Source organism: Archangium sp. (genome assembly GCF_057119385.1).
Window position 1 is genome coordinate 1 of sequence record NZ_DBNGVP010000181.1, and the last position, 24,396, is coordinate 24,396.

27 protein-coding genes and 1 pseudogene are annotated in these 24,396 nt (G+C 69.9%); 14 read left to right on the forward strand and 14 right to left on the reverse strand.

Annotated features, from left to right (window positions below):
- Nucleotides 1–476 (reverse strand): annotated as a pseudogene (locus AC16DP_RS42365) (hypothetical protein); the annotation flags it as partial.
- A 326-nt stretch (nucleotides 477–802) separates the two neighbouring features.
- Between AC16DP_RS42365 and AC16DP_RS42370 the strand changes: the two are divergent.
- The 3 genes from AC16DP_RS42370 to AC16DP_RS42380 all read left to right on the forward strand — a co-directional run bounded on the left by AC16DP_RS42370 (nucleotide 803) and on the right by AC16DP_RS42380 (nucleotide 3,018).
- Entirely contained in the window at nucleotides 803–1,738 is a 936-nt protein-coding gene (locus AC16DP_RS42370) for a hypothetical protein (RefSeq protein WP_329733317.1), read from the forward strand.
- Nucleotides 1,739–1,871: 133 nt separating this feature from the next.
- Nucleotides 1,872–2,381: an RNA polymerase sigma factor gene (locus AC16DP_RS42375; protein ID WP_329733316.1), complete on the forward strand. Its 510-nt coding sequence runs from the start codon at nucleotides 1,872–1,874 to the stop codon at nucleotides 2,379–2,381.
- 4 nt (nucleotides 2,382–2,385) lie between these two features.
- On the forward strand, nucleotides 2,386–3,018 hold the full coding sequence (locus tag AC16DP_RS42380) for a cupin domain-containing protein (protein WP_329733315.1): 633 nt from the start codon (nucleotides 2,386–2,388) through the stop codon (nucleotides 3,016–3,018).
- Here AC16DP_RS42380 and AC16DP_RS42385 read toward each other — a convergent pair.
- The 10 genes from AC16DP_RS42385 to AC16DP_RS42430 form a co-directional block, all read right to left on the reverse strand.
- Nucleotides 3,015–3,566 (reverse strand): DUF2378 family protein, encoded by a 552-nt coding sequence (locus AC16DP_RS42385; RefSeq protein ID WP_329733314.1) that lies wholly within the window; start codon nucleotides 3,564–3,566, stop codon nucleotides 3,015–3,017. The two genes, AC16DP_RS42380 and AC16DP_RS42385, sit on opposite strands and share 4 nt — an antisense overlap.
- A gap of 207 nt (nucleotides 3,567–3,773) precedes the next feature.
- Nucleotides 3,774–4,247 (reverse strand): ankyrin repeat domain-containing protein, encoded by a 474-nt coding sequence (locus AC16DP_RS42390; RefSeq protein ID WP_329733313.1) that lies wholly within the window; start codon nucleotides 4,245–4,247, stop codon nucleotides 3,774–3,776.
- Between the two features lie 136 nt (nucleotides 4,248–4,383).
- Nucleotides 4,384–5,802: a hypothetical protein gene (locus AC16DP_RS42395; RefSeq protein ID WP_329733312.1), complete on the reverse strand. Its 1,419-nt coding sequence runs from the start codon at nucleotides 5,800–5,802 to the stop codon at nucleotides 4,384–4,386.
- 54 nt (nucleotides 5,803–5,856) lie between these two features.
- The gene (locus tag AC16DP_RS42400) at nucleotides 5,857–6,882 is read right to left on the reverse strand and encodes a metal ABC transporter substrate-binding protein (protein WP_329733311.1); all 1,026 of its coding nucleotides are present in this window, start codon (nucleotides 6,880–6,882) and stop codon (nucleotides 5,857–5,859) included.
- A 286-nt stretch (nucleotides 6,883–7,168) separates the two neighbouring features.
- Nucleotides 7,169–9,298 (reverse strand): ATP-binding protein, encoded by a 2,130-nt coding sequence (locus AC16DP_RS42405; protein WP_329733310.1) that lies wholly within the window; start codon nucleotides 9,296–9,298, stop codon nucleotides 7,169–7,171.
- A gap of 73 nt (nucleotides 9,299–9,371) precedes the next feature.
- A complete protein-coding gene (locus AC16DP_RS42410) occupies nucleotides 9,372–9,902 on the reverse strand; it encodes a YbhB/YbcL family Raf kinase inhibitor-like protein (RefSeq protein ID WP_329733309.1) in 531 nt (176 codons plus the stop codon).
- 422 nt (nucleotides 9,903–10,324) lie between these two features.
- Nucleotides 10,325–11,101, reverse strand: coding sequence for a hypothetical protein (locus tag AC16DP_RS42415; protein WP_329733308.1), 777 nt, complete (start codon nucleotides 11,099–11,101; stop codon nucleotides 10,325–10,327).
- A gap of 720 nt (nucleotides 11,102–11,821) precedes the next feature.
- Nucleotides 11,822–12,784 (reverse strand): CPBP family intramembrane glutamic endopeptidase, encoded by a 963-nt coding sequence (locus AC16DP_RS42420; protein ID WP_329733307.1) that lies wholly within the window; start codon nucleotides 12,782–12,784, stop codon nucleotides 11,822–11,824.
- An 18-nt stretch (nucleotides 12,785–12,802) separates the two neighbouring features.
- Nucleotides 12,803–13,159 carry an SdpI family protein gene (locus AC16DP_RS42425; RefSeq protein WP_329733306.1) on the reverse strand — a complete coding sequence of 119 codons (357 nt, stop codon included), beginning with the start codon at nucleotides 13,157–13,159 and terminating at the stop codon, nucleotides 12,803–12,805.
- Nucleotides 13,156–13,458 (reverse strand): metalloregulator ArsR/SmtB family transcription factor, encoded by a 303-nt coding sequence (locus tag AC16DP_RS42430; RefSeq protein WP_329733305.1) that lies wholly within the window; start codon nucleotides 13,456–13,458, stop codon nucleotides 13,156–13,158. Before AC16DP_RS42430 ends, AC16DP_RS42425 begins: the two co-directional genes overlap by 4 nt.
- Nucleotides 13,459–13,542: 84 nt before the next feature.
- Between AC16DP_RS42430 and AC16DP_RS42435 the strand changes: the two genes are divergently transcribed.
- The 8 genes from AC16DP_RS42435 (at nucleotide 13,543) to ychF (ending at nucleotide 19,984) form a co-directional block, all read left to right on the forward strand.
- Nucleotides 13,543–14,487, forward strand: coding sequence for a hypothetical protein (locus AC16DP_RS42435; RefSeq protein ID WP_329733304.1), 945 nt, complete (start codon nucleotides 13,543–13,545; stop codon nucleotides 14,485–14,487).
- A 5-nt stretch (nucleotides 14,488–14,492) separates the two neighbouring features.
- Nucleotides 14,493–15,911 carry a putative metal-binding motif-containing protein gene (locus tag AC16DP_RS42440; RefSeq protein WP_329733303.1) on the forward strand — a complete coding sequence of 473 codons (1,419 nt, stop codon included), beginning with the start codon at nucleotides 14,493–14,495 and terminating at the stop codon, nucleotides 15,909–15,911.
- Nucleotides 15,912–16,053: 142 nt separating this feature from the next.
- Nucleotides 16,054–16,317, forward strand: a complete 264-nt coding sequence (locus tag AC16DP_RS42445) for an AtpZ/AtpI family protein (protein WP_329733302.1) — start codon at nucleotides 16,054–16,056, stop codon at nucleotides 16,315–16,317.
- A 41-nt stretch (nucleotides 16,318–16,358) separates the two neighbouring features.
- Entirely contained in the window at nucleotides 16,359–16,715 is a 357-nt protein-coding gene (locus tag AC16DP_RS42450) for a hypothetical protein (protein WP_329733320.1), read from the forward strand.
- Complete coding sequence (gene atpB, locus AC16DP_RS42455) at nucleotides 16,715–17,803, forward strand: F0F1 ATP synthase subunit A (RefSeq protein WP_329733301.1); 1,089 nt, start codon at nucleotides 16,715–16,717, stop codon at nucleotides 17,801–17,803. The genes AC16DP_RS42450 and atpB overlap by 1 nt, the downstream gene beginning before the upstream one ends.
- 144 nt (nucleotides 17,804–17,947) lie before the next feature.
- Entirely contained in the window at nucleotides 17,948–18,178 is a 231-nt protein-coding gene (locus AC16DP_RS42460) for an ATP synthase F0 subunit C (protein WP_047854685.1), read from the forward strand.
- Between the two features lie 120 nt (nucleotides 18,179–18,298).
- A complete protein-coding gene (gene atpF / locus AC16DP_RS42465) occupies nucleotides 18,299–18,829 on the forward strand; it encodes a F0F1 ATP synthase subunit B (RefSeq protein WP_329733300.1) in 531 nt (176 codons plus the stop codon).
- A 45-nt stretch (nucleotides 18,830–18,874) separates the two neighbouring features.
- On the forward strand, nucleotides 18,875–19,984 hold the full coding sequence (gene ychF / locus AC16DP_RS42470; protein WP_329733299.1) for a redox-regulated ATPase YchF: 1,110 nt from the start codon (nucleotides 18,875–18,877) through the stop codon (nucleotides 19,982–19,984).
- A 154-nt stretch (nucleotides 19,985–20,138) separates the two neighbouring features.
- Here the strand turns inward: ychF and AC16DP_RS42475 are convergent, their stop codons facing one another.
- Complete coding sequence (locus tag AC16DP_RS42475; protein ID WP_329733298.1) at nucleotides 20,139–20,414, reverse strand: hypothetical protein; 276 nt, start codon at nucleotides 20,412–20,414, stop codon at nucleotides 20,139–20,141.
- Nucleotides 20,415–20,529: 115 nt separating this feature from the next.
- Between AC16DP_RS42475 and AC16DP_RS42480 the strand changes: the two genes are divergently transcribed.
- On the forward strand, nucleotides 20,530–21,555 hold the full coding sequence (locus AC16DP_RS42480) for a potassium channel family protein (RefSeq protein ID WP_329733297.1): 1,026 nt from the start codon (nucleotides 20,530–20,532) through the stop codon (nucleotides 21,553–21,555).
- 18 nt (nucleotides 21,556–21,573) lie between these two features.
- On the opposite strand, the gene AC16DP_RS42485 is transcribed toward AC16DP_RS42480, so the two are convergent.
- The gene (locus AC16DP_RS42485; RefSeq protein WP_329733296.1) at nucleotides 21,574–22,869 is read right to left on the reverse strand and encodes a citrate/2-methylcitrate synthase; all 1,296 of its coding nucleotides are present in this window, start codon (nucleotides 22,867–22,869) and stop codon (nucleotides 21,574–21,576) included.
- A gap of 22 nt (nucleotides 22,870–22,891) precedes the next feature.
- Here AC16DP_RS42485 and AC16DP_RS42490 point away from each other — a divergent pair, with 22 nt between their 5' ends.
- Both AC16DP_RS42490 and AC16DP_RS42495 read left to right on the forward strand, forming a co-directional pair.
- Nucleotides 22,892–23,290 (forward strand): cupin domain-containing protein, encoded by a 399-nt coding sequence (locus AC16DP_RS42490; RefSeq protein WP_329733295.1) that lies wholly within the window; start codon nucleotides 22,892–22,894, stop codon nucleotides 23,288–23,290.
- 35 nt (nucleotides 23,291–23,325) lie between these two features.
- Complete coding sequence (locus tag AC16DP_RS42495; RefSeq protein ID WP_329733294.1) at nucleotides 23,326–23,826, forward strand: hypothetical protein; 501 nt, start codon at nucleotides 23,326–23,328, stop codon at nucleotides 23,824–23,826.
- Nucleotides 23,827–23,832: 6 nt separating this feature from the next.
- Here AC16DP_RS42495 and AC16DP_RS42500 read toward each other — a convergent pair whose 3' ends face one another.
- A complete protein-coding gene (locus AC16DP_RS42500) occupies nucleotides 23,833–24,345 on the reverse strand; it encodes a hypothetical protein (protein WP_329733293.1) in 513 nt (170 codons plus the stop codon).
- Between the last annotated feature and the right edge of the window lie 51 nt (nucleotides 24,346–24,396).

The window sequence follows — 24,396 nt, forward strand, 5'->3', positions numbered from 1 at the left end:
GGTGGTGCGGCCGGCCTTGGACTTCGTCCTGCACTGGAGCCGCTGGCGACGCCGCCATCAGGCCATCGCCAAACGCTGCCATTACCGACGCAGAGACCCTCGCGCCAAAGTCCCACTGTAGTATTAGGGGCGACCTGCACAGGCAGTTTCGAGTCGGGCCTCCGCAGGAGGGCGGCTCTGAAGCTGGAGGCGCTCGATTCATGCCTTCCCAACTCGTACAGGAGGATGCCTTCATAGAGGGTGAGGGTGATCTCTTCATCCGCCCCGCGAGGCAGTTTGCGTGCAAGTGCAATCCGGCTGAGCGCAACCTCGTAATCGAGGTTTTCGTACAGGCGGTTGATCGAGGTGATGTGGTTGCGGATCTCGTTACCATTCTCAGCGGGCGAGGCGAAGGGAAGGACCAAGGCCAGGACAAGGGCGAGTGCTCCTTGACCAGCAAGCCTCCGGGAATTCACTTTCATGTAAAGATTGCTCACTGAGGTGGGAGGTTATCCCGAAGCATCAGACGTGCAAAGAGCACGGCTGTCCTCGTGTTGAGAGCGCCTGACCTGGATGCGGCACGACGCGCGAGCGGGCAAGCATTGATGACCGCGCTGCCCATGCCGGTGCCATCCGCGTTCGTCCGCGCTCCCGGGCCCCCTCATTCTCACGGACTGAGAGCACGGGGCCAGCCCGGTGTCCAGGCCTCCTGATCCGCCGGTCCACCGACCCACCCTGAAAAGTGACGGGGGTACGCAACTTCCACAGGGGTCCATGGGAGAATGGATCAACGGATTTCACACAAGACTTCGTAGGAGCCCCCATGACCTCCATTGACCGCAACCGCAACGCGCTCACCCCGGCGGGCCGCCAGACCGTCGAGAAGGCCCAGCCGGCCGTGGCTCCGGCGGTGAACACCGTGAAGGCCGACTCCGCCAAGGTGACGAAGCAGGCCGGTGACACCTTCGAGTCCGGTCCGGCGCGCCAGGTGTCGGCGAGCCTCCTGGGCGGCAGCAAGCCCAAGGACAAGGTGTTCGACGGCCAGTTCGTGGGCGCCGGGGGCCAGACCTTCCCGCCCGGCACGCCGCTCAAGGACATCCCCGGCGTCACCCCGCGCAACAACCCCAACCCGGCCAAGACCGTCATCTACGTCAACGGCATCATGACGGACAAGGCGGGCCAGTCCAGCGACCTCCAGGCCATCGCCGACAAGACGAACGCCAAGGCCATCGGCATCCACAACTCCACCGAGGGCTTCATCTCCGACCTGGCCCAGTGCGTGAAGGACAAGCTGGACAAGGGCACCAACCCGGCCGTGGACACCCTGGCCGACACCGTCTACTCCGAGCTCAAGGCCGGCCGTGAAGTGCACCTCATGGGCTACAGCCAGGGCGGTCTCATCACCAGCCGCGCGCTCAAGGATGTCTACAACCGGCTGCGCATCGAAGATGGGTTGTCCAAGGCGGACACCGAGAAGGTGATGAGCAAGCTGAACGTGGAGACCTTCGGGGCGGCCGCGGCCACCTACCCGGACGGCCCCAAGTACGTGCACTACATCAACAACCGCGACGCGGTCCCCACCGTCACCGGCCTGGGTGGCAGCGTGGATCCGCTCGCCTTCGCCAAGAAGGCCGGCAAGGACGCGGTCATCCACCGCTTCGGCGATGGCGGCCTCAACCTCCTCAAGAACCACAGCCTCCAGGAGACCTACCTGAATCACCGCGTGCCCTTCGAGCAGGCGCGCAACAACCAGTTCTGAGTCCAGGCAACCGCTGACGGCGGGTTGCCCGTCCCCCGGGGGAGGCGCTGACGAGCGTCCTCCCCTTTTTCATGCCCGCATCCAAACCCACCTTTCCCGCGTAGTGCCTCTGGATGAACCTGGTGGGGGAGCCATGGAGGAGGATGGGGCGCTACTCGGCGCCATCGCCCGGGGCAGCAAGGCGGCCTTCCAGTCGTATTACGAGCGGCACGCGGGCCGGCTGCTGGGCTACGTGCTGCGCGTGACGAGGGACCGCTCGCTCGCCGAGGACGTGGTGCAGGAGGTCTTCACCGCCATCTGGCAGAAGGCCTCCAGCTACCACGCCGCGCAGGGCACGCCCCTGGCGTGGACGTACCGCATTGCCCGCAACAAGCTCGTGGACCGGTGGCGGCGCGGGCCGCCGGTGGCCCCGGAGGCGGAGCGGCCGGTGCTGGCGCTCGTGCAGGCGGACCCCGAGCTGTCGATGAGCCTGGAGCGGGCGCTGGAAGGACTCAGCCCGGAGCAGCGCCAGGCCGTCGAGCTGGCGGTGCTGGGTGGCTACACACACGAGGAGGCGGCGACGGAGCTCGCGGTGCCGCTGGGCACCCTGAAGTCCCGCATCCGGATGGCCCTGCGCCACATGCGGGCCCTGCTGACGGAGTGAAGCGATGATGCCCGTGAACCATCCCCCCTCCGAGCGGTTGCTGGCGTACGCCACGGGCGCCGCGGACGTGCCCCTGCGCCTGCTGCTGGAGACGCACCTGTCCCTCTGCCCCGCCTGCGAGCGCGAGGTGGGGCGGCTCACGGCGCCCGGAGGCACGCTGCTCGAGGCCGTGCCCGAGGAGCCCGTGCCGGCCGGGCTCTTCGAGCGCATCTGGACGGAGGCCTCCCAGCGCGAGCCGCCGCGCCCGGTGGAGGGCGTGCCGCTGCCGCCGTCGGTGCTGGCGGAGCTGCCGCCGGTGGAGGGTTGGCGCTGGCACACGGTGCCGGGCAGCGGCAGCCAGACGGCGCGACTGGTGCGCGAGGCGCCGGGCGGGTGTGGGCTCTTCCTGGTGCGGATGAAGCCGGGGGCGCGCTTCCCGAGGCATGCGCACCGGGGCGGAGAGGAGGGGATGGTGCTGGCCGGAGGCGTCTGGGACCGGGGCCGCTTCCTGGAGGCGGGCGACTGGGGCAGTGCGCCTCCGGGCTCCAGCCACGAGCTGCTCGCGGACGCGAAGGAGGGCTGCTGGGCGCTGATCCGCGAGGAGTGCGAGGACGTGCGGCTGTCGGGCTGGAGGGGTGTGTTGCAGCGCCTCGTCTAGTGCCACTCGACGCGGTAGGTGCACCCACTGCCGTCGGCGTGCGCGGGGTGCACGTGGGGCTGGCGGGCGCCGGCGGCTCCGAGCGCCGCCTCGAGCATGCCCTGGTAGTACGAGGGGATGCCGAGCGTCTCGTTGATGTGGACCTCGTACGTGGTGGGGGCCAGCTCCTTGAGCTGCATCTGCACGTAGTTGTCGGCGTTGCGGAAGTTGTGGTTCAGCCGCATGAGCAGCCGGCGGGGCCCGAGCGCGCGGCCGAGCGCGAGCATTCCGCGGCCGAGCACCGTCTCGCTGACGTCCGTCACCATCTTCTGGCCGAGCCGGCGGTAGGCCTCCTCGCGGTGCAGCTCGGGGAAGAGATCCCGGACGATGATGTCGAGGGAGGGGCGCCAGACGGACGCCGGGTAGAAGGGGAGCGGCTGCCGGTCGACGTGCAGGCCCATGCGCCCGAGCGCATGCCGGGCCGCCATGGAGAGCCTTCCGTGCAGGGCAATCTGGAAGAGGCCGTCGAAGGTATTACCGAACACCACACGCTCATCCATCATCATCATGCATGACCCCCGGTAGCGAGAGCCCCTACACGAGGGGCTGCGTGGCACCGTGCGGCTCACAAGGCCGCACCAGACAGCACCCATGGTGACATGGAAGGGGGTGGTCCGCCTGAAACTGGCCGGGGAAAGTGTTGAGCGGTGAGCGGATGGGGCGTTGAAAACCCGACAGAGGGGCCCGATTTCGCGAAAAACCTGTGGACGGGAGTTTCAGGACTTCTTGGAGTTCTTCTCCGCGCGGTGGAGGCGCTCGAGGCGTTCGGCGGGGTTGGAGTCGCCGAGCTTGTGGGAGAGGTAGGCGCTGGCGGAGGCGAGCTTGCGGCGGAAGTCGTCGGGGGGAGGGGGAGGGGCGCGCGGGAGGTTGAAGAAGTCGGTGCCCACCCTCAGGAGGGTGCGAGCCATGGCCTGATCGTCCTCGGAGGCGTGGGGGTAGAGGAGGGCGGCGACGCGCGGGTACTCATGGGCGGCGGCCTTGATGAGGGCGGACTCGCCCATGCGGTCGCTGAGGGAGGGATCGGCACCACCGGCGAGCAGGGTGCGCACGAGCTCCTCGTGACCTTTCTCGGCGGCGAGGATGAGGGGGGTACGGCCTTCGGAGTCGAAGGGATTGGGGTCGGCGCCACCGGCGAGCAGCGCCTCCACCTGGGCCAGGTCACCCGCGGCCACGGCATCGAAGAGGGACATGGCCAGAGCATGTCACTGCGTTCCACCAACTCCAACCGGGGGCATCCTCTCCATAAGCCCTCTCCGTGGGCCCACTCCCTCGCCCTCCGGGAGAGGGTCGGGGTGAGGGTATCCGGGCCCCGGGTTTTCCTCCGTGCTACCGCGAGGGATTCCTCGGGCGTCCGTTGAGCGTGCCCGCGGCGGGAGCCACCTCGCCCGAGGGCTTCTCCACCTTCAAGCCGGCGAACTTCCCCTCGCGCTCGAGGCGGAAGATGTCCTCGTCGGTGACGAACTCCTGCTGGAGCAGCTCGCGCGCGCGTTTGACCTTGGCGAGCAGGACGGGGTCGCTGATGGGGGTGCTGTTCTCCTGGGTGGGCCGGGGAGGCGGGCGCATGACGGAGAAGGTGCCGCGAGCGGGGTGGCCCTCGGCGCTGAGGCCCTCCAGGGCATAGGTGATGGCGAAGACCTCGGGCTCGGCCCTGGTGTCGAAGGACACCTTCACCTCGGTGCCCTTGCCTTCGGGGACCTCGCTCACGGGGAGGGAGGCGACGTCCACCTGCTCGGGAGGGGGAGGGGCCTCGTCGGTGCCGCGGAAGGCGCGGATGGCGCGGACCCGGGTGATGCGCACGGGCCCGCGGAAGCGGTGGTAGAGGCGGAACGTCTGGCGCACCACGCCGTCCGCATCGAGCACGGGGAATCGGGGCGTGCCCACGGCGAGCAGGGTGACGATGCCCTTCTTGTCGAAGTTCTCGAAGGAGGTGTTGAGCACCTGGAGCGAGGAGCGGCCGGTCTCCTTGCGGCCCGCGGCGTCGTAGGCGTCCACGCGGATGAGGTGCTGGGTGTACATGCCGCTGGCGCCCGTGTTGCTCAGCATGGAGTGCGAGACGATGGGGCTCGTGGTCGTCACGGGGGCCTCGTCGTCGAAGGTCCACACGTAGCGCACGGCGACGAAGGGCTTGGGCGCGGGCTGTCCGGGGCGGACGGGCCGCTCCATCAACTTCGCGAAGAACTCGAAGTCATCCTCGGAGTTGGGCTGGCGCCGGGACATCACGTGGATGAGCCGCTCGGGCTCACAGTCCTTCACGCGGTAGGGCGGGACGGGGACGGTGACGGAGACGTTGTCCTTGGTGAAGACGGTGACGCGCGGAAGCTCATACGAGCCGTCCGCGTCGTTGCGCCAGACGCGGAGGGGGATGCGCTGGCCGGTGCCATCGCCCACGGTGTAGTGCAGGTACGCGTCGTTGCCATCCGGCGTGTGGGCGCGCACGGTGATGAGGTTGTCCTCGCCCGAGCACACCTCCTGCTTCTCCACGAGAATCTCATCCACGATGGGCGGCGCGGGCTCGGGGGCGGCGGGGGCCTCGGCCTCGGGAGGCTTCGGCGCGGCGGCGAGCGCGGGAGCGGACTCCTGCTCCGGCGAGGACGGAGCGCGGGTGCGCACCTGGATGACGGGGGCGGCCGGCGCGGGCCGCTCCCGCGAGAGGAGCCAGCCCACCAGGCCCCCGAGGGCGAGGAGTGCGAGCAGCAGCACCCATCGCCAGGGCCGCTGGGAACGGTTCTCGGGGGTCGGGCTCATCGGGGAGGGGCTCCTCTGCGAGGGGAAGCGAGGGGGGGAACGGGTGACGGTGGGTTACTGCCAGCAGCCGTAGACGTTGCCGCCCGAGTTCCACTGGAGCTGGTGCGTGTAGTCCGGGCCCCAGACGGTGTTGTTGAGGGGGTGCACGCCCCAGCCGCCGATGCGGTCCGGGCTGATGGAGGTGGCGGTGGCGTTGGGATCATCGCGCACGCTCTTCCAGTAGCGGCCGTCGGAGGAGTCGCACATGTTGGCGGACATGCAGTTGGCCACCTGGTTGCCGGCGTTGCCGCAGACGTTGTAGGTGGGGCAGGCGATGGTGAGCGCCGCGTCGACGAACCAGCCGAGCGAGGATTTGCACTCGTTGTAGATGCCCGTGTAGAGCGAGTTGGAGGCGTTGGCGATCTGCGCGTGCGAGTACGTGTGCGGCGTCACCACGCCCCGGCCCGCGTAGTTGTGCGCGTAGGCCATGAAGGTGGAGCACACCATGCCGTTGTTGGAGGCATTGCCCGGAATCAGGTTGGCGGTCTCGAGCGTCCGGTACTGGAAGAGCGAGTAGTTGACGCGGGCGCCGTTGCGCACCGGCCGGTCGAGGTACTGGCCGGAGTCGAACCGGGACACGTCGCTGGTGTACGCGTGGTTGTACCAGATGGAGTCGCCAATCAGCGCGGCCTGGGTGGGGTCCCCCTGCTGCCAGCCGGTCCACTCGGGGCCGGTGCCCTTGCCGAACAGCGACATGTAGATGCCGCCCTGGTTGATCTGCTCCAGGCCCGGGTAGCCGTAGCGCAAGTCGAAGCCGCTGATGGGCTTGCTACACACGCCGGGCCAGGGCTCCTGGGTGGGGTTGGCCATGGTGGCGTGCGAGACGGTGGAGCCGGGGCCATGCGAGAGCATCGAGTGCGTGCGGTACTCGCCGATGGCATCCAGCACGTCGCGGATGGGGCCGAAGCTCCGGTCGAACACCACCGCGCCGTTGGGCGCGTTCCAGCCAGCGGATGTCGAGCCACACTCCCCCTTGGCGTGGGCGGCTCCCGCCAACATCAGCGCGGACACTGCGACACTCCCTACGAGCAGACGACGCATCACGACTCCTCCCGGACGACGGGATGGGCTCGGTGGGTGGTCCGGCGTCTCGAGGCACTCTTCCCAGGCGGCGACAGGGGCCGGCCACACCGAGCGACGGAACGGTACCTGGGGATTCGTTCGTTCTACTCCGTCCGGCAAGCGCTGGCCAGGGCTCGCTGGAAGAATTCCTTGACAAGGGATTGAAAGTGATTATGCCCGGGCCCGGGAGCGTGTGGAAGCCGACACTGGAAACCGGCGGGCAGCAGGGCAGCCAGGAGAGCGGCCGCTGCGCTTCCCCGCCGTGTCAGCCGGCCTGGCTCTCGGCCTCGGGCCCGAGGGGCAGCACGAGCCGGAAGGTGGTGCCGCCGCCGGGAGGCGAGTCGGCGTGGATGTGGCCGCCGTGGGCCTCCAGGGTGCGCTGGACGATGGTGAGTCCCAGGCCGGTGCCGGTGGCCTTGGTGGTGAAGAAGGGTTGGAAGAGGCGCTCGCGCAGCTCGCGGGGGATGCCGGTGCCGGTGTCGGTGAACTCCACCACCGCGCCGGGCTGCTCGGTGCAGCGGTACGCGGCCACGCGCAGCGTGCCGCCGTGGGGCATGGCCTGCACGGCGTTGAGGGCGAGGTTGAGGAAGCTCTGGCGCATCTTCCGCTCGTCCACGGGCACGGGCGGCACGTCGGGTTGCAGGGCCCACTCCACGCGGATGCGCGGCTGGCCACTGGTGGCGATGCGCACGGCCTCCTCGAGCATGCGCGCCAGGGGCACGGGGTAGAACTCGGGGGCGGAGGGGCGGGCGAAGTCGAGCAGGTCATCCACCAGCCGGTTGAGGCGGTTGGCCTCCTCCTCGAGGATGGTGACGAGGGTGCGGGCGGGGGCGTTGGGCTCGACGAAGCGGCGCAGGGTGGCCACGGCGTTGAAGATGGCGCCCAGGGGGTTGCGCACCTCGTGGGCCACCACGGCGGACAGCTCGCCGAGCGCGGCCAGCCTCTCGTGCTCCACCAGCTGGCGCTGGGTGTGCTTGAGCTCCGCGTGGAGCCGGGCGAGCTCCTCGGCGCGCCCGCGCACCTGCTGGAGGAGCCGGTGGGACTCGATGGCGGCGGCGAAGTGGGAGCCCATGGCCTGGAGCGTCTCCAGCTCCATGGCGGACAGCAGGCGGTGCTGGGCGAAGGTGATGACGAGCGTGCCCACCATGCGCGAGCGCACCTGCAGGGGCACCATGGCCACGGTGGAGCGGCCATGCTTGCGCAGGTGCTCGCGCACGGACTCGGGGAAGTCATCCACCTGGAGCACCATGGGGATGCCCAGCTCGATGACCTTGCCGGACATGGTGCCGCTCATGGACAGCCGGAGGAAGGGCCGCACCGACTCCTCGCTGCCGCCCTGTTGCCAGACGAGCTCCAGCTCGTCGTTGCTCTCGGTGCGCAGCAGCAGGAGCACCGAGTCGCAGTGCAGCAGGCCGATGATCTCCTCGGTGCCGGGCCCGAAGAAGGCGCGGGGCTCGGGGGCGGTGGCGGCCACGGCGGCCAGCCGGCTGAGCGCGGTGAGGGCGGTGTTGTGCGTGGACAGGCGGGAGATGGTGTGCGCGGCCTCGAGGGCGGCGGACACCTGGGCGGCGAAGAGGCGCAGCGGCGGCAGCTCCTCCTCGCTGAGCCAGTCCGCGGCGAGCACCAGCAGGGAGCGGGGTTTGCCGGCCTGGTCGATGCGGACGCAGAGCGAGCGCAGGGGCCCCACGCGCCGCAGGTGGGTGAGCACCGGCTCGGACCAGTCGGGGCCCACGAACTGGGCCGTCTCGCGGGCGAAGTCGTCCCCGTAGGCGGAGCCCTCCGTCCACGCGAGCCGCAGCATGGGGCTCCAGGTGCCGGGCACATCCACCAGGTGCTGGCCGCTCAGGCGCGCCTGGCCCGCGGCGGTGCCGGTGGCCACGAAGGCATGGCCCAGCCACACCCGCTCCGCGTCCGGCACGAGGTAGCCGTAGGACACCTCTAGCTCGGCCAGGCCCTGGAAGACGTGGCTGAGCACCTCCTCCTCGTCATGCAGGCCCGGCAGCGAGGCGCCGAGCGTGGCCACGCGCTGGAGGAGCTGGCGGTGGACGACGCGGCCGGAGAGGTCGCGCACGAGCATCCACGTCTCCGGCCCCTTCATGGAGATGGACAGCTCCACGCGCCGCTCGCCGGTGGAGGTGCGCATCACCGTCTCGTAGGTGTCGGGGACGGGCTCGCCCCGGCGCCGGCGCGTGTGCCGCTCGGCGAGGAAGGCCCGCTGTTGCGGCGAGAAGAGCTCGAAGAGCTTGCCGACCACCTCCTCACGGGGAAAGCCGAGCAGCTCGAGCAGCGCCGTGTTGGCGTGGACGATGCTTCGCTCGCGGACGATGGCCAGGGCGAATGGCAGCGTGTCCAGGTGCTGGTACGGGGCCCCCCCCGCTCCGTCGGGCGTCGTCACGGGGCGAGGATGGCACTCCGGACCGGTCGGGGGAAGCAGGCCCGGATGTTTTCCGGGCCGGGCCGGGCGGGGGTCAGTGCCGGCGATGGTGGCGGACCTCCTCCTTCTGGCGCTCCTTGAAGCCCTGCACCTTCTCGTAGGTGCCGATGAGCTCCGTCTGGGCGAGGACGTGGCCCCGCATGGCGGCCTCGAGTTGCTTCCAGGTGGCATGGCCCATGTCCGGCAGCACGGTGTCCAGGGCGAACACGCGGTAGAAGTAGCGGTGGCGGCCGATGGGAGGACACGGGCCGCCGTAGCCCAGGTTCTTCCAGTCATTGAGGGCCTCGCGGGCGCCCGCGGGGAGGCTCTCGGGGAGCATGGACTCGGGGATGTCGTGGATGTTGGGCGGCAGGTTGTAGAGCACCCAATGCGTCCAGGTGGTCTGGGGGTTGTCCGGGTCCGGCGCGTCGGGGTCCTGCATCACGAGCGCGAAGCTGCGCGTGCCTGGAGGCTCGCCCTCCCAGTGGAGGGGCGGGGGGAGGTCATCTCCTTCGCAGGTATAGGCGATGGGAATCGTCTCTCCGTCCTTGAAGCGGGGCGAGGTGAGTTGGAATGGGATGGGCATCCGTGGGTCCTCCGGCTCTGGGAAAGAGGTCCAAGTGCAAGCTGGGAACGGGGACACCTCCTGGCGAGGAAGGCCCGCTGGGCGGCTGCGGTGCCACCCATGCTCCGGGGCGCTGCGCTGGCCGTTTCCCCTGGATGGCCGGGGGCAGGCGTGTGAGCGTCGCCTCATGAACCGGAGCGTACCGTTGGAGGAGCAGGTGGCGACGGCGCTGGAGACCACCCCGGAGCTGCTGCCCTTCCTGCCCACCGGGCCGAGGCGCTCGCCCTGCGCCACCCGGAGGCGGCGGAGTGGGTGCGAGGGTTCGTCGCGGAGCAGGAGCGCCAGAGCCGGCTGCTCACGACGGACCTGTTGAACGCGCTCTGGTTGCTGCGGCGAGGGCCTTGAGCCCTACGCCCGCGATGCGTGAGCACCGTTCCCGCGATTCAGTGGATGGCCTGACCGAGGGCGTCGAGAACGGGGCGGCGGGACGGCAGGGTGTGGTGCTCGTGGTCGTAGAAGCACTCGGGGCCGAGCAGGGAGATGAGCTCGCGTTCGCGGGCCATGCCTGCTTCGGTGCTTGCCTCGGTGGGTAATGCGTAGGGCTGCACGAGGACGATGTCCTCACCGAGCGGCTTGCGACATTCAGTGGGCAGCGTATCGAGCCGTTGGCCGAACATGCGCACGAAGGGGGGCCCGTAGAAGTTGCGCCAGAGGAGGCCCGGAAGGCCCTCGCTGTAGTCGCGGACGGTAGGGATGCGCTTCGAGCCGATGCCTTCGGGCACCAGCCGTTGTGTCTTCCGCTTGAAGTCCTCTTCCACTGTGGACAGGGCAAGAGGTGACTGGACGAGGCGCATCAGAGCGAGGACCTGCTCGGCATGTGCTGCTCGCCAGGCGGCCTTCTTCGTGTGGGCCGCGGAGGTCACCCAGATGATGCTGCCATGGTAGGGCTCGGGGCTGGATTCGCACGGGAAGAGCCAGAGGTAGTCCTGGTCCGTTCTCGCCGCCACGCACAGGTGACCGTGCTCCTCGTAATAAGCCATGAGCACATCGAGCATGGATTTGCCCGGAGGGACTGGCTCGGACAGATCGGCATCTCCATACCGGGAGGGAGCGAACCACTGGAACTCGTTGAAGACGAGTGCCAGGAGTTCTCGGGCCCCGGAGCTCGAGGGGGTATCTGGAGGCAGATGAATCTGGGTCTCGAGGTTCTGCTTCGGCATGGACGAGCTACGCCCTCGGACATCGATATTGCCCACCTCCACCGAGAATCCGACAGAGGTGGATGATGCACCACGGAACTTCTCAAGAGTCTTTTGGCATCTGCCTTGGTTTTGGAAATCGCGGATGCACCCCAGCTCCGTCAAACTGGGGTGGGTAGCGCCTCAAGCCAAGCGAGCAGCAAGTCTGCCAAGGTGCTCGGGTTTTCAATCACCCATTGGGACTCGAACAACTGAGGGTGCCACTGACTGGGGCTGTATCCCGTAGGACGACGCGTTCTCTTTGCTACGATCCAGGAGTGGCGAGGATCCTTGGGCCGCCGATAAAGGATCGAACCCACTTGGTGCCCACTGGCGACATCGAGAAAGGGCGCGAGCGCACCGTACGTGGCTCGCAAGCGGCGTGCGTCTAGGCAGTCAAGGACGAGTTCGAGGGCTTCAAGTCGTTGCGGATTCATGACCTGCCTCCGTTCTGCGTGTGATGGGCTCTCGAGCCGTGAGGCTTCGAACCCACCCAGCACTGGGTCACGACAAGCATGCGCAATGCCACTTGTCCTGTAGCCCGGGCCGGGGCCCCGCCCGGGCCCCCACCTTAGGGGCCCTCACGGGGCGAAAAACGTCATGCACGCAGCGTGCCCTATGGCGCTGGACGACTGTGCCATTGGAACGAGAAGTCGCAAGCGAGCCAACCCTGGCGGGAGGCTGCACCTGGCCAGAGGCCGCCTACGCCCGCGAGGCGTGGGCACCGCCGGGCACATCCTGGTTCTCATCGGGCGGGCGCACCGGCAGCTGCCGGGTGAGCACCAGCACGCCGACGAGCGCGGCGAGCACCAGCCACCCGGGCCAGCCCGTCACTCCTACCAGGGCGGTGTCGGGCGGCGAGCCCGCGTGACCGAGCACCATGACGACAGGCCCCAGGGCGTTGAGGGAGCCATGGGCGATCATCGCGGACCAGATGCTGCCGGTGGCCAGCCGCATCCAACCGAGGAGGATGCCGAGCAGCACGCACACCACGATGAACAAGAGGACACCGAGCACGGGGTGCTGGGGATAGTTGTAGCCCAGCAGGATGAGGGGGGCGTGCCACAGGCCCCAGATGACGCCGCTGAGCACGAGCGCGCGCCACTGTCCGAGCGGCAGCAGCCGGGGGAGCAGGTAGCCGCGCCAGCCCCACTCCTCGCCGAAGATGACGGGTGCGTTGATCAGAGGACCCAGCAGCGCGCCCTGCACCACCTGGAGGGCGAGGAAGACGTGGGGCTCGGCGAGCTTCCCGAGCTTCTCCACGGCCCCGGGAGGCAGCTGCGCGATCAGGGCGCGCACGCTGGAGAGCCCGGCGAGGTCCAGCGCCTGGGGGTAGACGAGGGCGGAGAGGAGCAGGGCCCCGAGCACCACCACGGGAGTGCCCAGCCATGCCAGCAGGAAGAAGCGCAGCCGGTGCTGGCCGAGCCCCAGGCCCGTGTCCCGCTTGAGCGAGGGCAGGGGGGACACCTTGCGGGCCACGAGGAGGGTGGCCACGGTGGGGCCGAACATGGACAGGGCGGCGAAGGCCTTGAACACGCCGGGCGACTTCTCCACCTCGGTGCCGAAACCCAGCACGAAGCCGAGGACGCACAGCCAGGAGAAGCCATAGGCGATGGCCACGAAGGCGGCGACACCGCGCGTATCGAGCCGGGAAGAGGAGTGCATGGCGTGGGCTCCAGGCTGTCAGCGCTCGCGCACGGGCGAGGTGGAGAGGAGGAAGGAGTAGAGGGCCGGCGCGAGGCCGGACACGACGAGGGCCCCGAGGGCGGCGGGGGTGGAGAAGGGCGCGAGGGCCAGGGTGGCGAGCCCGCCGAGCGTCAGGCTGTAGCCGCCGAAGCGCTGGGTGCGCTGCCACACCTCGTCCGAGCGCAGGGCCCAGGGGTTGCGGAAGCCGGCGAAGGGATTGCGCCGGAGCCGGGGGATGACCTGGCCGGAGACGAGCCCGGGCAGGCGGGGGTAGAGGAGGGTGGAGAGCCCCAACCCCAAGGCGGCGAGGCCAAGGCTGGCCATGTCCGCGTGGTTGAAGCGGGGCGGTCTCATGCCTTGCCCTTCCGGCGGGTGGCGGCCTTCACCGAGGCGGTCAGCTCCAGCAGCTCCGAGGCCAGGTCCTCGAGGACATTGCTCCGCAGCGTGTAGACGACGTGGGTGCCGCGCTTCTCCGAGCGCACCAGCCCGGCGGACTCGAGCACCTTGAAGTGGTGGGAGAGGGTGGGGCGCGTCAGCTCGAAGGCGGCGGCGACCTCGCCGGCGGTGAGCGAGCCCTGGCGCAGCAGCCGGAGGATGGCGCGGCGGTTGGGGTCTGCGAGTGCCTCGAAGGGGCTGCGGGAAGAGCGGGCCATGTTTAGATGATCATCTATTTAGACGGACATCTAAATTCAAGGCCCGAGTGGGACCCCGGGTCACCTGCGCTACAGTGGCGCGCCGTGAAGCGGACCCTGCTCCTGTTCCTCCTCCTCTCCCTGCCCGCGGCTGCGGCGGAGCGGCTCGCCGTGCGGCTGCAGCACGGGGGCACGCTCGGCGCGGCCGAGTCCCAACGCGTGCTCGGCCTGACGGAGGACGTGGCCCGGGAGCTGACGGGCCTCGAGGTCACCCAGGCCCCGGAAGGGTTGCTGTCGGGCCGATGCGGGGCGCAGGACGCGTGCCTGCGGGCGGTGGCGGCGGAGGTGAAGACGGAGCACGTCCTGGTGGTGGGGTTGACGCCGAAGCGCCAGGGCACGCTGGACGTGGACGTGGCCTGGGTGGACACGGTGCGGGGCAGCATCGCGCGGCGCGCGGTGGGCACCGTGGCGCCCGCGGCGCTGGCGAAGGAGCTGCGGCCGGTGGTGGCGGGGCTGGTGCCGGCCTTCGCGCGCAAGGGCTGGGGCGGCGTGGTGGCACCGGGCTCGGCCCGGCTGCGCGTGGACGGGCGGATGACCGAGCCGGGCGAGGTGGTGGCGCTGACGGCGGGGCCGCACGAGGTGGACCTGCTGCTGCCCTCGGGCGAGGCGTCCCTCTCCCGCGAGCGGATTCCCGAGGGCGTGCGCCTGCGCCTGGAGGCCCGGCCGGACTTCGTGCCCCAGCCGGGGGAGTCCCGGGCGCCGCGGGGCAAGGGGCTGCGCACGGCCTCCTATGTCACCTTCAGCCTGGGGGCGCTCGCGGTGGCGGGCTCGCTGGTGGCGGGTGGGCTGTCCCGGGGGGCGCTGCGCGGCGTGGAGCCCTGCGCGGGGTACCCCCGCAGCTGCACCTCCTTCCCCGAGGCGGGCCCCGTCTATGAGCGGGCGGGCCGCTACGCGCGCACGGGCAACGTGCTGCTCGGCGCGGGCGCGGGCCTCGCCACGGTGGGCGCCGGCCTCTTCGTCTTCGATCTCCTCTCCTCCCACTCCGAGTAGTGCCCATGCCTCCCATCGACCGTCTCGTCCGTTCCGTCCTCCTCGCCCTGGGCGCCTGCGGGGTGCTGGCGCTCGCCTGCTACGAGGTGCCCGAGGTTCGCGACTACTACTCCTGCAAGGAGGACGCGGAGTGCGGTGACGGGGGCTTCGTCTGCGACGACGGCGTGTGCTGCCGCGAGCGGGAGGACCCCCTCTGCATCGGCCGGGTGCTGGACGGAGGCTCGGACGGGGGCACCTGCCTGGATGGCGGCGCGCCCCAGACCTTCTACGAGGACCTGGACGAGGACGGCTTCGGCAACCTCACCAGGCCCCTCTACCGCTGCTCCCCGCCCCAGTCGGTGCCGACGGCCACCAACGGCCAGGACTGCAACGACAACCCCAACGCGAGCGGCCGGCTCTTCTTCCCGGGAGCCCCCGAGCAGTGCGACGGCTTCGACAACAGCTGCGATGGCGTCGCCGACGAGGGGCTCGACGGCGGGCTCTACTACCTCGACGACGACAACGACGGTTTTGGAGACCCCGCGCGCCCGGGCACGTTCTGCCAGCGGCCGGTGGGCTGGGCGGACAACCGCAATGACTGCGTCCCGGACAGTGGCACCTCCTATCCGGGGGCCCTCGAGGTCTGCAACGGCCTGGACGATGACTGCAACGGCGCGATGGACGACACCGCCCAGATTGGCCAGGCGTGCACCGCCCCCGGCAAGCTCGGGGTGTGCGCCGAGGGCACCCGGGCCTGTGTCGGCGGCAAGGACGTCTGCAACTCCGTCAGGGCCCCCGCGGCGCTCGACACGTGCAACGCGAAGGACGACGACTGCGACGGCACCACGGACGAGAAGCCGGACTGTGGCGGGCCCATCCGCTTCTTCTCGGACCCCTCGGTGGTGAAGGGGGCGCGTCACCTGGACTCGGCCCTCCAGGGCGTGCCGGGTGGCTGCCTGAAGGACTCCGCGTACGGCACCCTCTCCCCGGACGATAGCGTCACGGGCGATGTGTGGGCGGGCTCGGGCTCGACCAGCCACGTCTTCTGGGCGGAGCGCGATGGCGGCACGTGGGACCTTTCGCGCTCGATGACCCGGCTCAATCTGTTCGTCACCTTCACCAGTACGGGGGGGGCGCTCCCGGATGGGGGGACGAGCCGTTGGGCCGTCCACAACCAGCCGGTGGTGCTCGTGTGCGGGCCGGGGGGGTTCCTGCGGCTGGTGCACCGCACGCCCCTGCTCACCCCGTCCGGGGGGACCGAGACCCTCGGCAAGATCCTCCCCCTCCCCCCGACGGACGGGGGAGATTGGGTCATCGGGAGCAACAGCACCTCGGACGTCCAGGGGGTGCTCCGGCAGGTGAAGCGCATCGAGCTGCTCGTCCAGCCCGCCGGCTCCACCGTCAGCTTCACGGCGGATTTCCAACCGGACTTCGGCTTGCCCTAGGTATTCCGCCCCCTTCTAGATGGGAGCACTCCGGGAGCGTGGCGGTTGCGCGCTGCTCGCCTTCAATGCTAAGCGGCGCCCGCGCGTAGGAACGGCGGGGTGGTCGGAAGGCAAACCCGAGGTTTTCCCGGGGGTTGTGGCGATGGCGGAGCAGGAGCCCCGGAAGGACTCGGACGGAAGCGAGCTGGGCGAGACGGCCCGGCAGATGAGGGCGGCGGAGCCGTACATCGCGGCGGTGTGGAAGCTGGTGGGCGGGGCGGTGGTGGGGGTGCTGGGAGGCTACTTCCTGGACGGGAAGCTGGGCACGTCGCCCTGGCTGCTGCTGGGGCTGAGTCTGGTGGGCATCTCCGTGGGCTTCTACGGATTCCTCCGCGAGATGGCACGGTTGGGGAAGCGCAAGCGGTGAGCGAGCACGACGCGGAGAAGGCCTTCCGGAAGCATGCCGGGATGGCGGCGGGAGTGGCGGTGGCGGGGCTGGCGGTGGCGGCCTTCCTCCCGAAGGTGCCGGAGGCCAGGCAGTCGGCCTTCATCGGGGTGGCGCTGGCGGCGGCGACGGGGGTGGTGGCCCTGGTGCTCAAGCGGCGGGCGGTGCGCAAGGACTTGAAGGCGGCGCTGAAGGCGGTAGGGGTGGTGTTCGGGCTGAGGGCGGTGGGAGTGGTGGTGGGGCTGTTGTGGGCGGTGGAGTCGGGGCTGAGTCCGGTGGCGTTCGTGGCGGGGTTCTTCGGGACCTACTTCGCGCTGCAGTGGATTGAAGTGAGTTACGTGATGGCCGCGTCCCGGGACGCGGCGGGCGGAGACGAGTGATGCGCAAGGCAATGATTCTTGTCGCCGGGCTGATGGCGGGTGTGGCGCTGGCCGCCCCCGCACACGATGAGCACGTGCAGCCCGTGGGCGGCGAGCACGGCAAGGCCGAGACGCGCCTGGAGCATGAGGAGCAGGACGTCGCGGGCTACATCCTCCACCACGTCTCCGACTCGCGGGAGCTGGAGATCGAGGTTCCGCTCAGCCGCAACCACATCCCCATCCACCTGCCGGAGATCCTCGTCCCCCTGAAGGCCGGGGCGTGTGAGAAGCAGATGACGGACCACGGCGAGACCGTCCCCGGCCTGGGCGCGGGCTGCCTGGACCTCTCCATCACCAAGCACATGGTGATGATGTGGCTGGCGGCGGCGCTGCTCATCGGCTCGCTGCTCATCTGGAGCAACCGCGACAAGACGAAGCTGGTGCCCCGCGGCGCGGCGGCCAACCTCTTCGAGATGCTCGTGCTCTTCGTGCGCGACGAGCTGGCCATCAAGAACATCGGCAAGGAGGAGGGTCCGCGTTACACGCCCTACCTGCTGACGGCCTTCTTCTTCATCCTCTTCATGAACCTGCTGGGCCTGTTCCCCTGGATGGCGACGGCCACGGGCAACATCGCCGTCACGTGCGGCCTGGCGCTGTGCACCTTCGTGCTGACGCAGGTGGCGGGCATCCGCGCCGCGGGCTTCGGCGGCTACCTGGCGCACCTGACGGGCGGCGTGGCCCCCTGGCTGTGGCCCATCATGGTGCCGGTGGAAATCCTGGGCCTCTTCACCAAGCCCTTCGCCCTCACCATCCGTCTCTTCGCCAACATGCTGGCGGGCCACATCGTCATCTTCTTCCTGCTGGGCCTCATCTTCATGCTCGGCCACCCGGCGGTGGCGCTGGTGAGCGTGCCCTTCGCGCTCGGCATCTACCTGCTGGAGCTCTTCGTGGCCTTCGTGCAGGCGTACGTCTTCACCATGCTCTCGGCGCTCTTCATCGGCATGGGCGTGGCCATGGGCCACCACGGCCACGAGCACGCCGAGGAGCACGGCCATGGCGAGGCGGGTCACAGCCACGACCACGGCAAGGCCCACATGCTGGGCTCCTGAGTCCCTTCCTGAGTGAGCGGGGCCCGGCGGTCCGGGGCCCCGGTGAGTACCCGGCGATTCGAAAGGTCGCCGGAGGTCGTCCCAAAGGGCAGCAACGACCCCCCCACAAGTGGGTCCCCCTCCGAAGAAAGAAGAAGCACTCCCATGACCAACGTCGCTCTCGCCTTCCTCGCCGCCGGCATCGGTGCCGGCCTCGCCATCATCGGTGCCGCCCTCGGTATCGGCCGCCTGGCCGCCGCCGCCATGGACGCCACGGGCCGTCAGCCGGCCGCCGGTGGTGACATCCGCACCACCATGATCATCGCCGCGGCCCTCATCGAAGGCGCCACGCTGTTCGCGCTGGTCGTCTGCATCCTCCTCGCCATCAAGACCTGATTCAGGTTCTCGCTGTCGAGTAGGACCCGGGGTCCGGCGCCCGCTCCAGACGGGGGGCGCCGGCCCTTGCATCATGTAGAGATTCCCTGCAGTCCCCCTGCCGCACCGCCGAAGGCCGCCATGCTCCTGCCCAACGTTCTCGCCGCCAGCAGCTTCGTGGAGGTCCGCCCGGGCCTCATCTTCTGGACCCTCGTCACCTTCATCATCGTCGCCATCATCCTGCGGGCGAAGGCGTGGGGCCCCATCCTGTCGCTGGTCGAGGAGCGCGAGAAGCAGATCGCCAGCTCCATCGAGGCGGCCAAGCGCGAGCGCGCCGAGGCCGAGAAGCTGCTCGCCGAGCAGAAGACGGCCATCGCCGAGGCCCGCCGCGACGCGCAGGAGATGCTCCGCCGCAATCAGCAGGAGGTGGAGAAGTTCCGCGAGGAGCTGATGGCCAGGAGCCGCAAGGAGGCCGAGGAGTTCAAGGCGTCCGCCACGCGCGAGATTGAAGAGCAGAAGTCCAAGGCCATCGCCGAGGTGAAGGCCATGGCGGTGGACCTGTCCATGGAAGTGGCCAGCAAGCTGCTCAACGAGCGCCTGGACGACACGAAGCACCGCGCCCTGGCCGAGCAGTTCGTGCAGGGCCTGCCGGTCAAGCAGGGCCGGGCGTAGCCCACCGGATTTCCGGGTCCGCGCACCGCTGTTCAGGAATCCAATATGGCGCTTTCCATCGGCATCGTCGGTCTGCCCAACGTGGGCAAGTCCACCCTGTTCAACGCACTCTCGGCGGCGGGGGCCCAGGCGGCCAACTACCCGTTCTGCACCATCGAGCCCAACGTGGGCGTGGTGCCGGTGCCGGACGAGCGGCTGGACAAGCTGTCCGCCCTGGTGAAGCCGCTGAAGAAGATTCCCACCTCGCTCGAGTTCGTGGACATCGCGGGCTTGGTGCGCGGCGCCTCGAAGGGCGAGGGACTGGGCAACCAGTTCCTCGGCAACATCCGCCAGGTGGACGCGGTGCTGCACGTGCTGCGCTGCTTCGTGGACGACAACGTCACCCACGTGGAGGGGGGCGTGGACCCGGTGCGGGACCGGGACGTGGTGGACACCGAGCTGTGCCTCAAGGACATGGAGACGGTGGAGAAGCGCCGCGAGCGCTCGCAGAAGAACGCCAAGATGGGCGGCAAGGCGGGCGACGAGGCGAAGGCGGAGCTGGCGCTGCTGGACAAGGTGAAGGCGGGGCTGGACGCGGCCATCACCGTGCGCGCGCAGAAGCTGACGTCCGACGAGCGGGCGCTGCTGCGCGACCTCTTCCTGCTGACGGACAAGCCGGTGCTGTACGTGGCGAACATCAGCGAGAAGCAGATTGGGAAGGAAGACTCGGACCCGATGGTGCAGCGGGTGCGGGAGATGGCGGCGAAGGAGGGCGCGGGGGTGGTGGTGCTGGCGGCGGCGATGGAGGCGGAGATCCAGCAGCTGCCCGAGGAGGAGCGTCCGGGCTTCCTGGAGAGCGCGGGGCTGACGGAGCCGGGCCTGCACAAGGTGGTGCGCGAGGGCTACAAGCTGCTGGGCCTGCAGACGTACTTCACGGTGGGCGAGCAGGAGTGCCGGGCGTGGACCATCCACAAGGGTGACAAGGCGCCGCAGGCGGCGGGCGTCATCCACTCGGACTTCGAGCGCGGCTTCATCAAGGCCGAGGTGATGAGGTGGGAGGACCTGCTGAAGTACGGCAGCGAGTCGGCGGTGAAGGAGAAGGGTCTGCTGCGCGTGGAAGGCAAGGAGTACGTGGTGCAGGACGGTGACTGCATGCACTTCCGCTTCAACGTGTAGCCATACCAGCCAGACGACCCGAGCCCATTTCCCCTCTCCCCTCGGGAGAGGGACGGGGTGAGGGTATCGGGGACCAGGGGTTGAACCCACTGTGCCCGAAGAGAGGGTGCCGAGAGGACCGAAGGGGTCCCGGCACCCTCTGTGTTTTCAGCGACTACGCCGGCCCGCGGAACGCGGTGTAGAGCCACATGGCGACGGCGAGCGCGGCGACGGCGGTGGAGAAGAGGGCGGCGCGGCGGGAGCGGCCCTCGTCGGGAAACTTCCGGGCGCGCACCCACATGCCGCCCACGCGGATGGCGACGAAGCAGGCGAGCAGGGCGGCGCCGATCCACTTCCATCCCGGGGGGCGGGAGACGGCCACGGCCCAGGCGCCGATGAAGGCGACGTTGCCGAGCAGGAGCAGCAGTTGGAGGCGGGCGAAGGGGCTCATGGGGTGCTCGGGTAAGGCGGGGCGGGGGCGGAGTCCAGCGCATTGTCATCCGGCGTGCGCCAGGAGACGGCCGGTGGGCGGGAGGGCGCGCACGGAGGCGTAGGATGGCCGGGAGATGGCCCGTCAGGACGAGCTGCGTTCGCTGCGCATCCGCGTGCTGATCCCGCTGACCGCGATCTGCATCGCGGGACTGGGCGGGACGGTGGGCTTCTACGTGCTGTGGCGGGAGCAGGGGGGGACGTGGCTGGACGCGCTGTACATGACGTTCAACACGCTGGCGACGGTGGGCTTCAAGGAGGTGAGGCCGCTGGATGCGGCGGGCCGGTGGCTCACCATGGCGGTGGGGGTGACGGGGATTGGCGGCGCCTTCTTCCTGTTCAGCGTGGTGATGGACTACCTGGTGACGCAGCGGTTCCTGGACGTGCGGGGGAGGAGACGCATGCAGAATCGGATCGACGCGCTGAGTGGCCACTACGTGGTGGCGGGGCTGGGCCGGGTCGGGCGCCGCGCGGCCGAGGAGCTGCGGGAGGCGAAGGCAGCGGTGGTGGTGGTGGACCCCTCGGAAGAGGTGGAGGCGCTGGCGGGGGAGCGGGACTACCTGCACCTGCAGGGGGACGCGACCGAGGACGAGGTGCTGGAGCGGGCGGGAATCCGCCGGGCGAAGGGGCTCATCGTCACCACGAACAACGACGCGACGAATCTCTACGTGGTGCTCTCCGCTCGCATCCTCAATCCGAACCTCTTCATCGTCGCGCGAGCGGATGAAGAGGACAGCGTGCCCAAGCTGATGCGCGCGGGGGCGGACCGGGCGATGAGCCCGTATGCCATTGGAGGCAGGCGGCTGGCGCACCTGATGTTGAGCCCGGGTGCGGTGGAGTTCTTCGAGACGGCCATGCGCCGGGGCAACCAGGCGCTCAACATCGGGGAGATCGTCCTGGTGTCCGGGTCGAGGATGGTGGGCAGGCCGCTCGCGGAGCTGTCGCAGGAGACGGGGGCCACGTTGCTGGCGGTGCTGCGGGACAACACGGCCATCGCCGCACCGAAGCCGGACCTGGTGCTGGCCACGGGGGACCGGCTCCTCGCGCTGGGCACGGACGAGCAGCTCGAGCGCCTCGAGAAGATGCTGCTCGCCCCGCGCTGATGGCGTTCTGGCGAGGCTTCAGCTCGAGGGCGGGGTGACCGGGGCTCCCACGTAGCGGGCCCTCGGGCGTAGCAGGTGTCCCTGCTCGCGTTGCTCCAGCACGTGCGCTATCCAGCCCGCCGCTCGCCCTACCGCGAACAGCGCCGCCGCCGCTCCCGCGGGCAGCTCCAGCGCCGATGCCAGCGCCACCAGGCCGAAGTCCACCGTCGGCGCCGGGTGGCCCGCCTCCCGCATCGTCTCCTCCACCGCGCGCAGCACCCGGACGCCCACCGTCTCCGGACGGAAGGCATATGCCGCCTCGAGCAGCGGCGGGGTGCGTGGATCTCCCTCCGGATACAGCCGGTGTCCGAAGCCCGGTACCGACTCGCCCCGCCGCAGCCGCTCGTGCACCACCGTGCGCGCCCGCTCCGGCCTTCCCACCTCCTGCAGCAGGGCCTCGATGCGGTCACTCGCGCCTCCGTGCTTCGGCCCCGAGACCGCCGCCAGCGCCGCGCTCATGCACGCGTACAGGTCCGCCCCCGAGGACGCCGTCACCCGCGCCGCGAACGTGGACACGTTCAGCTCGTGGTCCGCGCACAGCACCAGCGCCCGGTCCAGCATCTCCGGTGCCCGCTTCGCCGTCGCTCCCCACGCCACCGCCAGCGAGGCCGCCACCGTCTCCTCCTTCAGCGCCCGGGCCACCCGCGCCGGCGCGTGCGCCGCGCACACCCAGGCCGCCAGGTGCCGCAACAGCCGGCGCCCCCGCAGCCGCTCCTGCTCCGCCGGGGCCGCGAAGCGCACCTCGTCCCAGGCTCCCAGCAAGGGCACCACCGCCAGCAACACCGCCAGCGGAGGCGAGCGCTTCGGCACCAGCCCCGCCACCGCCGAGGGCTGCACGGGCAGCTCCGGCGAGGGCCATCGCACCGGCTGCGTTGGCAGCGTTCCCGTCCAGAGCAGCTCCGCCACGTCCTCGAAGCTCCGCCCCTCCACGGCGAGCCGCACCGCCGGGTACCCCCGGTATGCCAGCCCCTCCGCCCCCACCCGGGACACCGCCGAGTCGATGACGGGCTCGCCCCAGCGCAGCGCTCCCGCCGCCACCGCCGCGTGTCCCGCCCGTGCATCGTGCCGCGCCTTCAGCCGCTCGAGGTCCGACCGGACGTACCGGTTCTCCTTCGTCCCCGGCTCCGGCACGCACCGCACCAGGCCCCGGCTCACGTACGTGTAGAGCGTTGCCCGCTTCACCCCCAGCAGCGCCGCCGCCTCCGCCGCCGGCACCAGCTCCTCATCTCGACTGTCGAATCGAGATTGAGCCCTGGGCCCTCTCGCCTTCACCATGCGTCATGCCTCCCGGCGCGCATTGTCGACTCGACTCGATGGCGCGTCGAGTCGAGAGGGAAGGAGCAGGTACTCCTGGCCCCGCCACTACCACCTCGCCAACGAGGAGGCCCTCTTCATCCTCGAGGGCTCCGGCACACTGCGGCTCGGCGAGCAGACCGTGCCCCTGAAGGCCGGGGATTACGTGGCCCTCCCCGCCGGGCCCTCGTGCGCGCACCAGCTTCGCAATGACGGCGACTCGCCCCTGCGCTACCTCGCCCTCTCCACCATGCTCGAGCCCGATGTCATCGTGTACCCGGACTCCAACAAGGTGGGCGTGCTCGCCGGGGCCGCTCCCGGGGGCAACAAGGCCGCGCGCACCCTGGAGGCGTACCTGCCTCTTGCCTCACAGGTGGGCTACTGGGACGGCGAGGAAGGTTGAGCCTCGGGGAGACGCCGTGGCACCCTCGCCGTCCCATGGCCTCCCTCCTGGACTCACTCGAACGCTCGCGCCTCCTCAAGGACCGGGAAGCGGCGCGGGAGGTCCTCAACCCCGCCGAGCCTCCTCATGTCTCCCTGCTGCGCCTGTGCGACGCCGGGCTGCTCGAGGGCGGCCTCACCGTGGCCTTCGGCGTGCGGCCCGATGAGCTCGTGGGTCCGCTCACCATGGCCATGGGTGGCGCCGCGAAGCGCTTCAAGGTCGTCGATGTCCGCGAGCGCCCGCGCCTCGAGCTCCACGTCCTCGCCGGAGAGACGTCCGAGCGCTGGGAGGTGGAGGACCTCTGGGCGCTCGTGCACAACCTCAACAGCCTCTACCGCGACGCTCCCGACGTGCGCGCCATCGCCCTGCTCGGCGAGTGGAACGATGCGCTCCAGCTCCTGTGCGTGGACAAGCGCTCCCTCCCGAAGCTCCTGCGCGAGCGCTTCTTCGCGCCCCAGAACAGGGAGGCGTTGGAGAACAAGCCGGAGAGGGACTGAGGCCCGTCAGCGTCCCCGCCGCTTGAACTGCGCCAGGCTGAGCTGCTGGTTCAGCCGGGCGATCTCCTTCCGCGCGGCCTCGAGCTCCTCCGACGGCTTCGTGCCACCGAAGAGCTCCCGGAGCCGCTCCAACAACGAGCGTTTGTTGGATGAGCGGGAACCGCGCTTCGCCCTGGCCTTCGTCAGCGCCTGATTCGTGGCCTCCAGCTGCTTCTTCAGTTGCTTCACCTCGTCACGCGCCAGGGTGGCTTCCCGCCGGGACTCGCTCAGTTCGGCCGTGAGTGTGGCGAGCTGCTGCTCCACCTCCGTGCGCGCGGAGCGGAGGGCGGTGTTCTCCTTCTCCAGCGACTGCACCTGCGTCCGCAGGGCCTGGAGCTCCGCCGCCTCCTGCTTCTCGTCGCGGGGGGGGGCCACGGGGGCCGCCTTCTCGCGTGCCGCCAGCTCGGCCTTGAGGCGTTTCACCTCCGACTGTGTTGCCTCGAGCAGATCCCTCAGCTCGCGCTCTTCCGTCTTCGCCACGGTTGCACCCCGTCTCCGGGAGCATAGTCCCGCGACCCGTGGGGTGCACTC

Bases quoted from the DNA above. Each gene is read 5' to 3' on its own strand.
- AC16DP_RS42415 (WP_329733308.1), bottom strand. From the start codon at position 11,101: ATGCCGAAGCAGAACCTCGAGACCCAGATTCATCTGCCTCCAGATACC.
- AC16DP_RS42425 (WP_329733306.1), bottom strand. From the start codon at position 13,159: ATGAGACCGCCCCGCTTCAACCACGCGGACATGGCCAGCCTTGGCCTC.
- AC16DP_RS42460 (WP_047854685.1), top strand. From the start codon at position 17,948: ATGACCAACGTCGCTCTCGCCTTCCTCGCCGCCGGCATCGGTGCCGGC.
- AC16DP_RS42375 (WP_329733316.1), top strand. From the start codon at position 1,872: ATGGAGGAGGATGGGGCGCTACTCGGCGCCATCGCCCGGGGCAGCAAG.
- atpB (WP_329733301.1), top strand. From the start codon at position 16,715: ATGCGCAAGGCAATGATTCTTGTCGCCGGGCTGATGGCGGGTGTGGCG.
- AC16DP_RS42420 (WP_329733307.1), bottom strand. From the start codon at position 12,784: ATGCACTCCTCTTCCCGGCTCGATACGCGCGGTGTCGCCGCCTTCGTG.
- AC16DP_RS42395 (WP_329733312.1), bottom strand. From the start codon at position 5,802: ATGAGCCCGACCCCCGAGAACCGTTCCCAGCGGCCCTGGCGATGGGTG.
- AC16DP_RS42385 (WP_329733314.1), bottom strand. From the start codon at position 3,566: ATGATGATGATGGATGAGCGTGTGGTGTTCGGTAATACCTTCGACGGC.
- AC16DP_RS42475 (WP_329733298.1), bottom strand. From the start codon at position 20,414: ATGAGCCCCTTCGCCCGCCTCCAACTGCTGCTCCTGCTCGGCAACGTC.
- AC16DP_RS42370 (WP_329733317.1), top strand. From the start codon at position 803: ATGACCTCCATTGACCGCAACCGCAACGCGCTCACCCCGGCGGGCCGC.
- AC16DP_RS42495 (WP_329733294.1), top strand. From the start codon at position 23,326: ATGGCCTCCCTCCTGGACTCACTCGAACGCTCGCGCCTCCTCAAGGAC.
- AC16DP_RS42440 (WP_329733303.1), top strand. From the start codon at position 14,493: ATGCCTCCCATCGACCGTCTCGTCCGTTCCGTCCTCCTCGCCCTGGGC.
- AC16DP_RS42485 (WP_329733296.1), bottom strand. From the start codon at position 22,869: ATGGTGAAGGCGAGAGGGCCCAGGGCTCAATCTCGATTCGACAGTCGA.
- AC16DP_RS42430 (WP_329733305.1), bottom strand. From the start codon at position 13,458: ATGGCCCGCTCTTCCCGCAGCCCCTTCGAGGCACTCGCAGACCCCAAC.
- AC16DP_RS42450 (WP_329733320.1), top strand. From the start codon at position 16,359: ATGGCGGCGGGAGTGGCGGTGGCGGGGCTGGCGGTGGCGGCCTTCCTC.
- AC16DP_RS42410 (WP_329733309.1), bottom strand. From the start codon at position 9,902: ATGCCCATCCCATTCCAACTCACCTCGCCCCGCTTCAAGGACGGAGAG.
- AC16DP_RS42480 (WP_329733297.1), top strand. From the start codon at position 20,530: ATGGCCCGTCAGGACGAGCTGCGTTCGCTGCGCATCCGCGTGCTGATC.
- AC16DP_RS42400 (WP_329733311.1), bottom strand. From the start codon at position 6,882: ATGCGTCGTCTGCTCGTAGGGAGTGTCGCAGTGTCCGCGCTGATGTTG.
- ychF (WP_329733299.1), top strand. From the start codon at position 18,875: ATGGCGCTTTCCATCGGCATCGTCGGTCTGCCCAACGTGGGCAAGTCC.
- atpF (WP_329733300.1), top strand. From the start codon at position 18,299: ATGCTCCTGCCCAACGTTCTCGCCGCCAGCAGCTTCGTGGAGGTCCGC.
- AC16DP_RS42445 (WP_329733302.1), top strand. From the start codon at position 16,054: ATGGCGGAGCAGGAGCCCCGGAAGGACTCGGACGGAAGCGAGCTGGGC.
- AC16DP_RS42380 (WP_329733315.1), top strand. From the start codon at position 2,386: ATGATGCCCGTGAACCATCCCCCCTCCGAGCGGTTGCTGGCGTACGCC.
- AC16DP_RS42390 (WP_329733313.1), bottom strand. From the start codon at position 4,247: ATGTCCCTCTTCGATGCCGTGGCCGCGGGTGACCTGGCCCAGGTGGAG.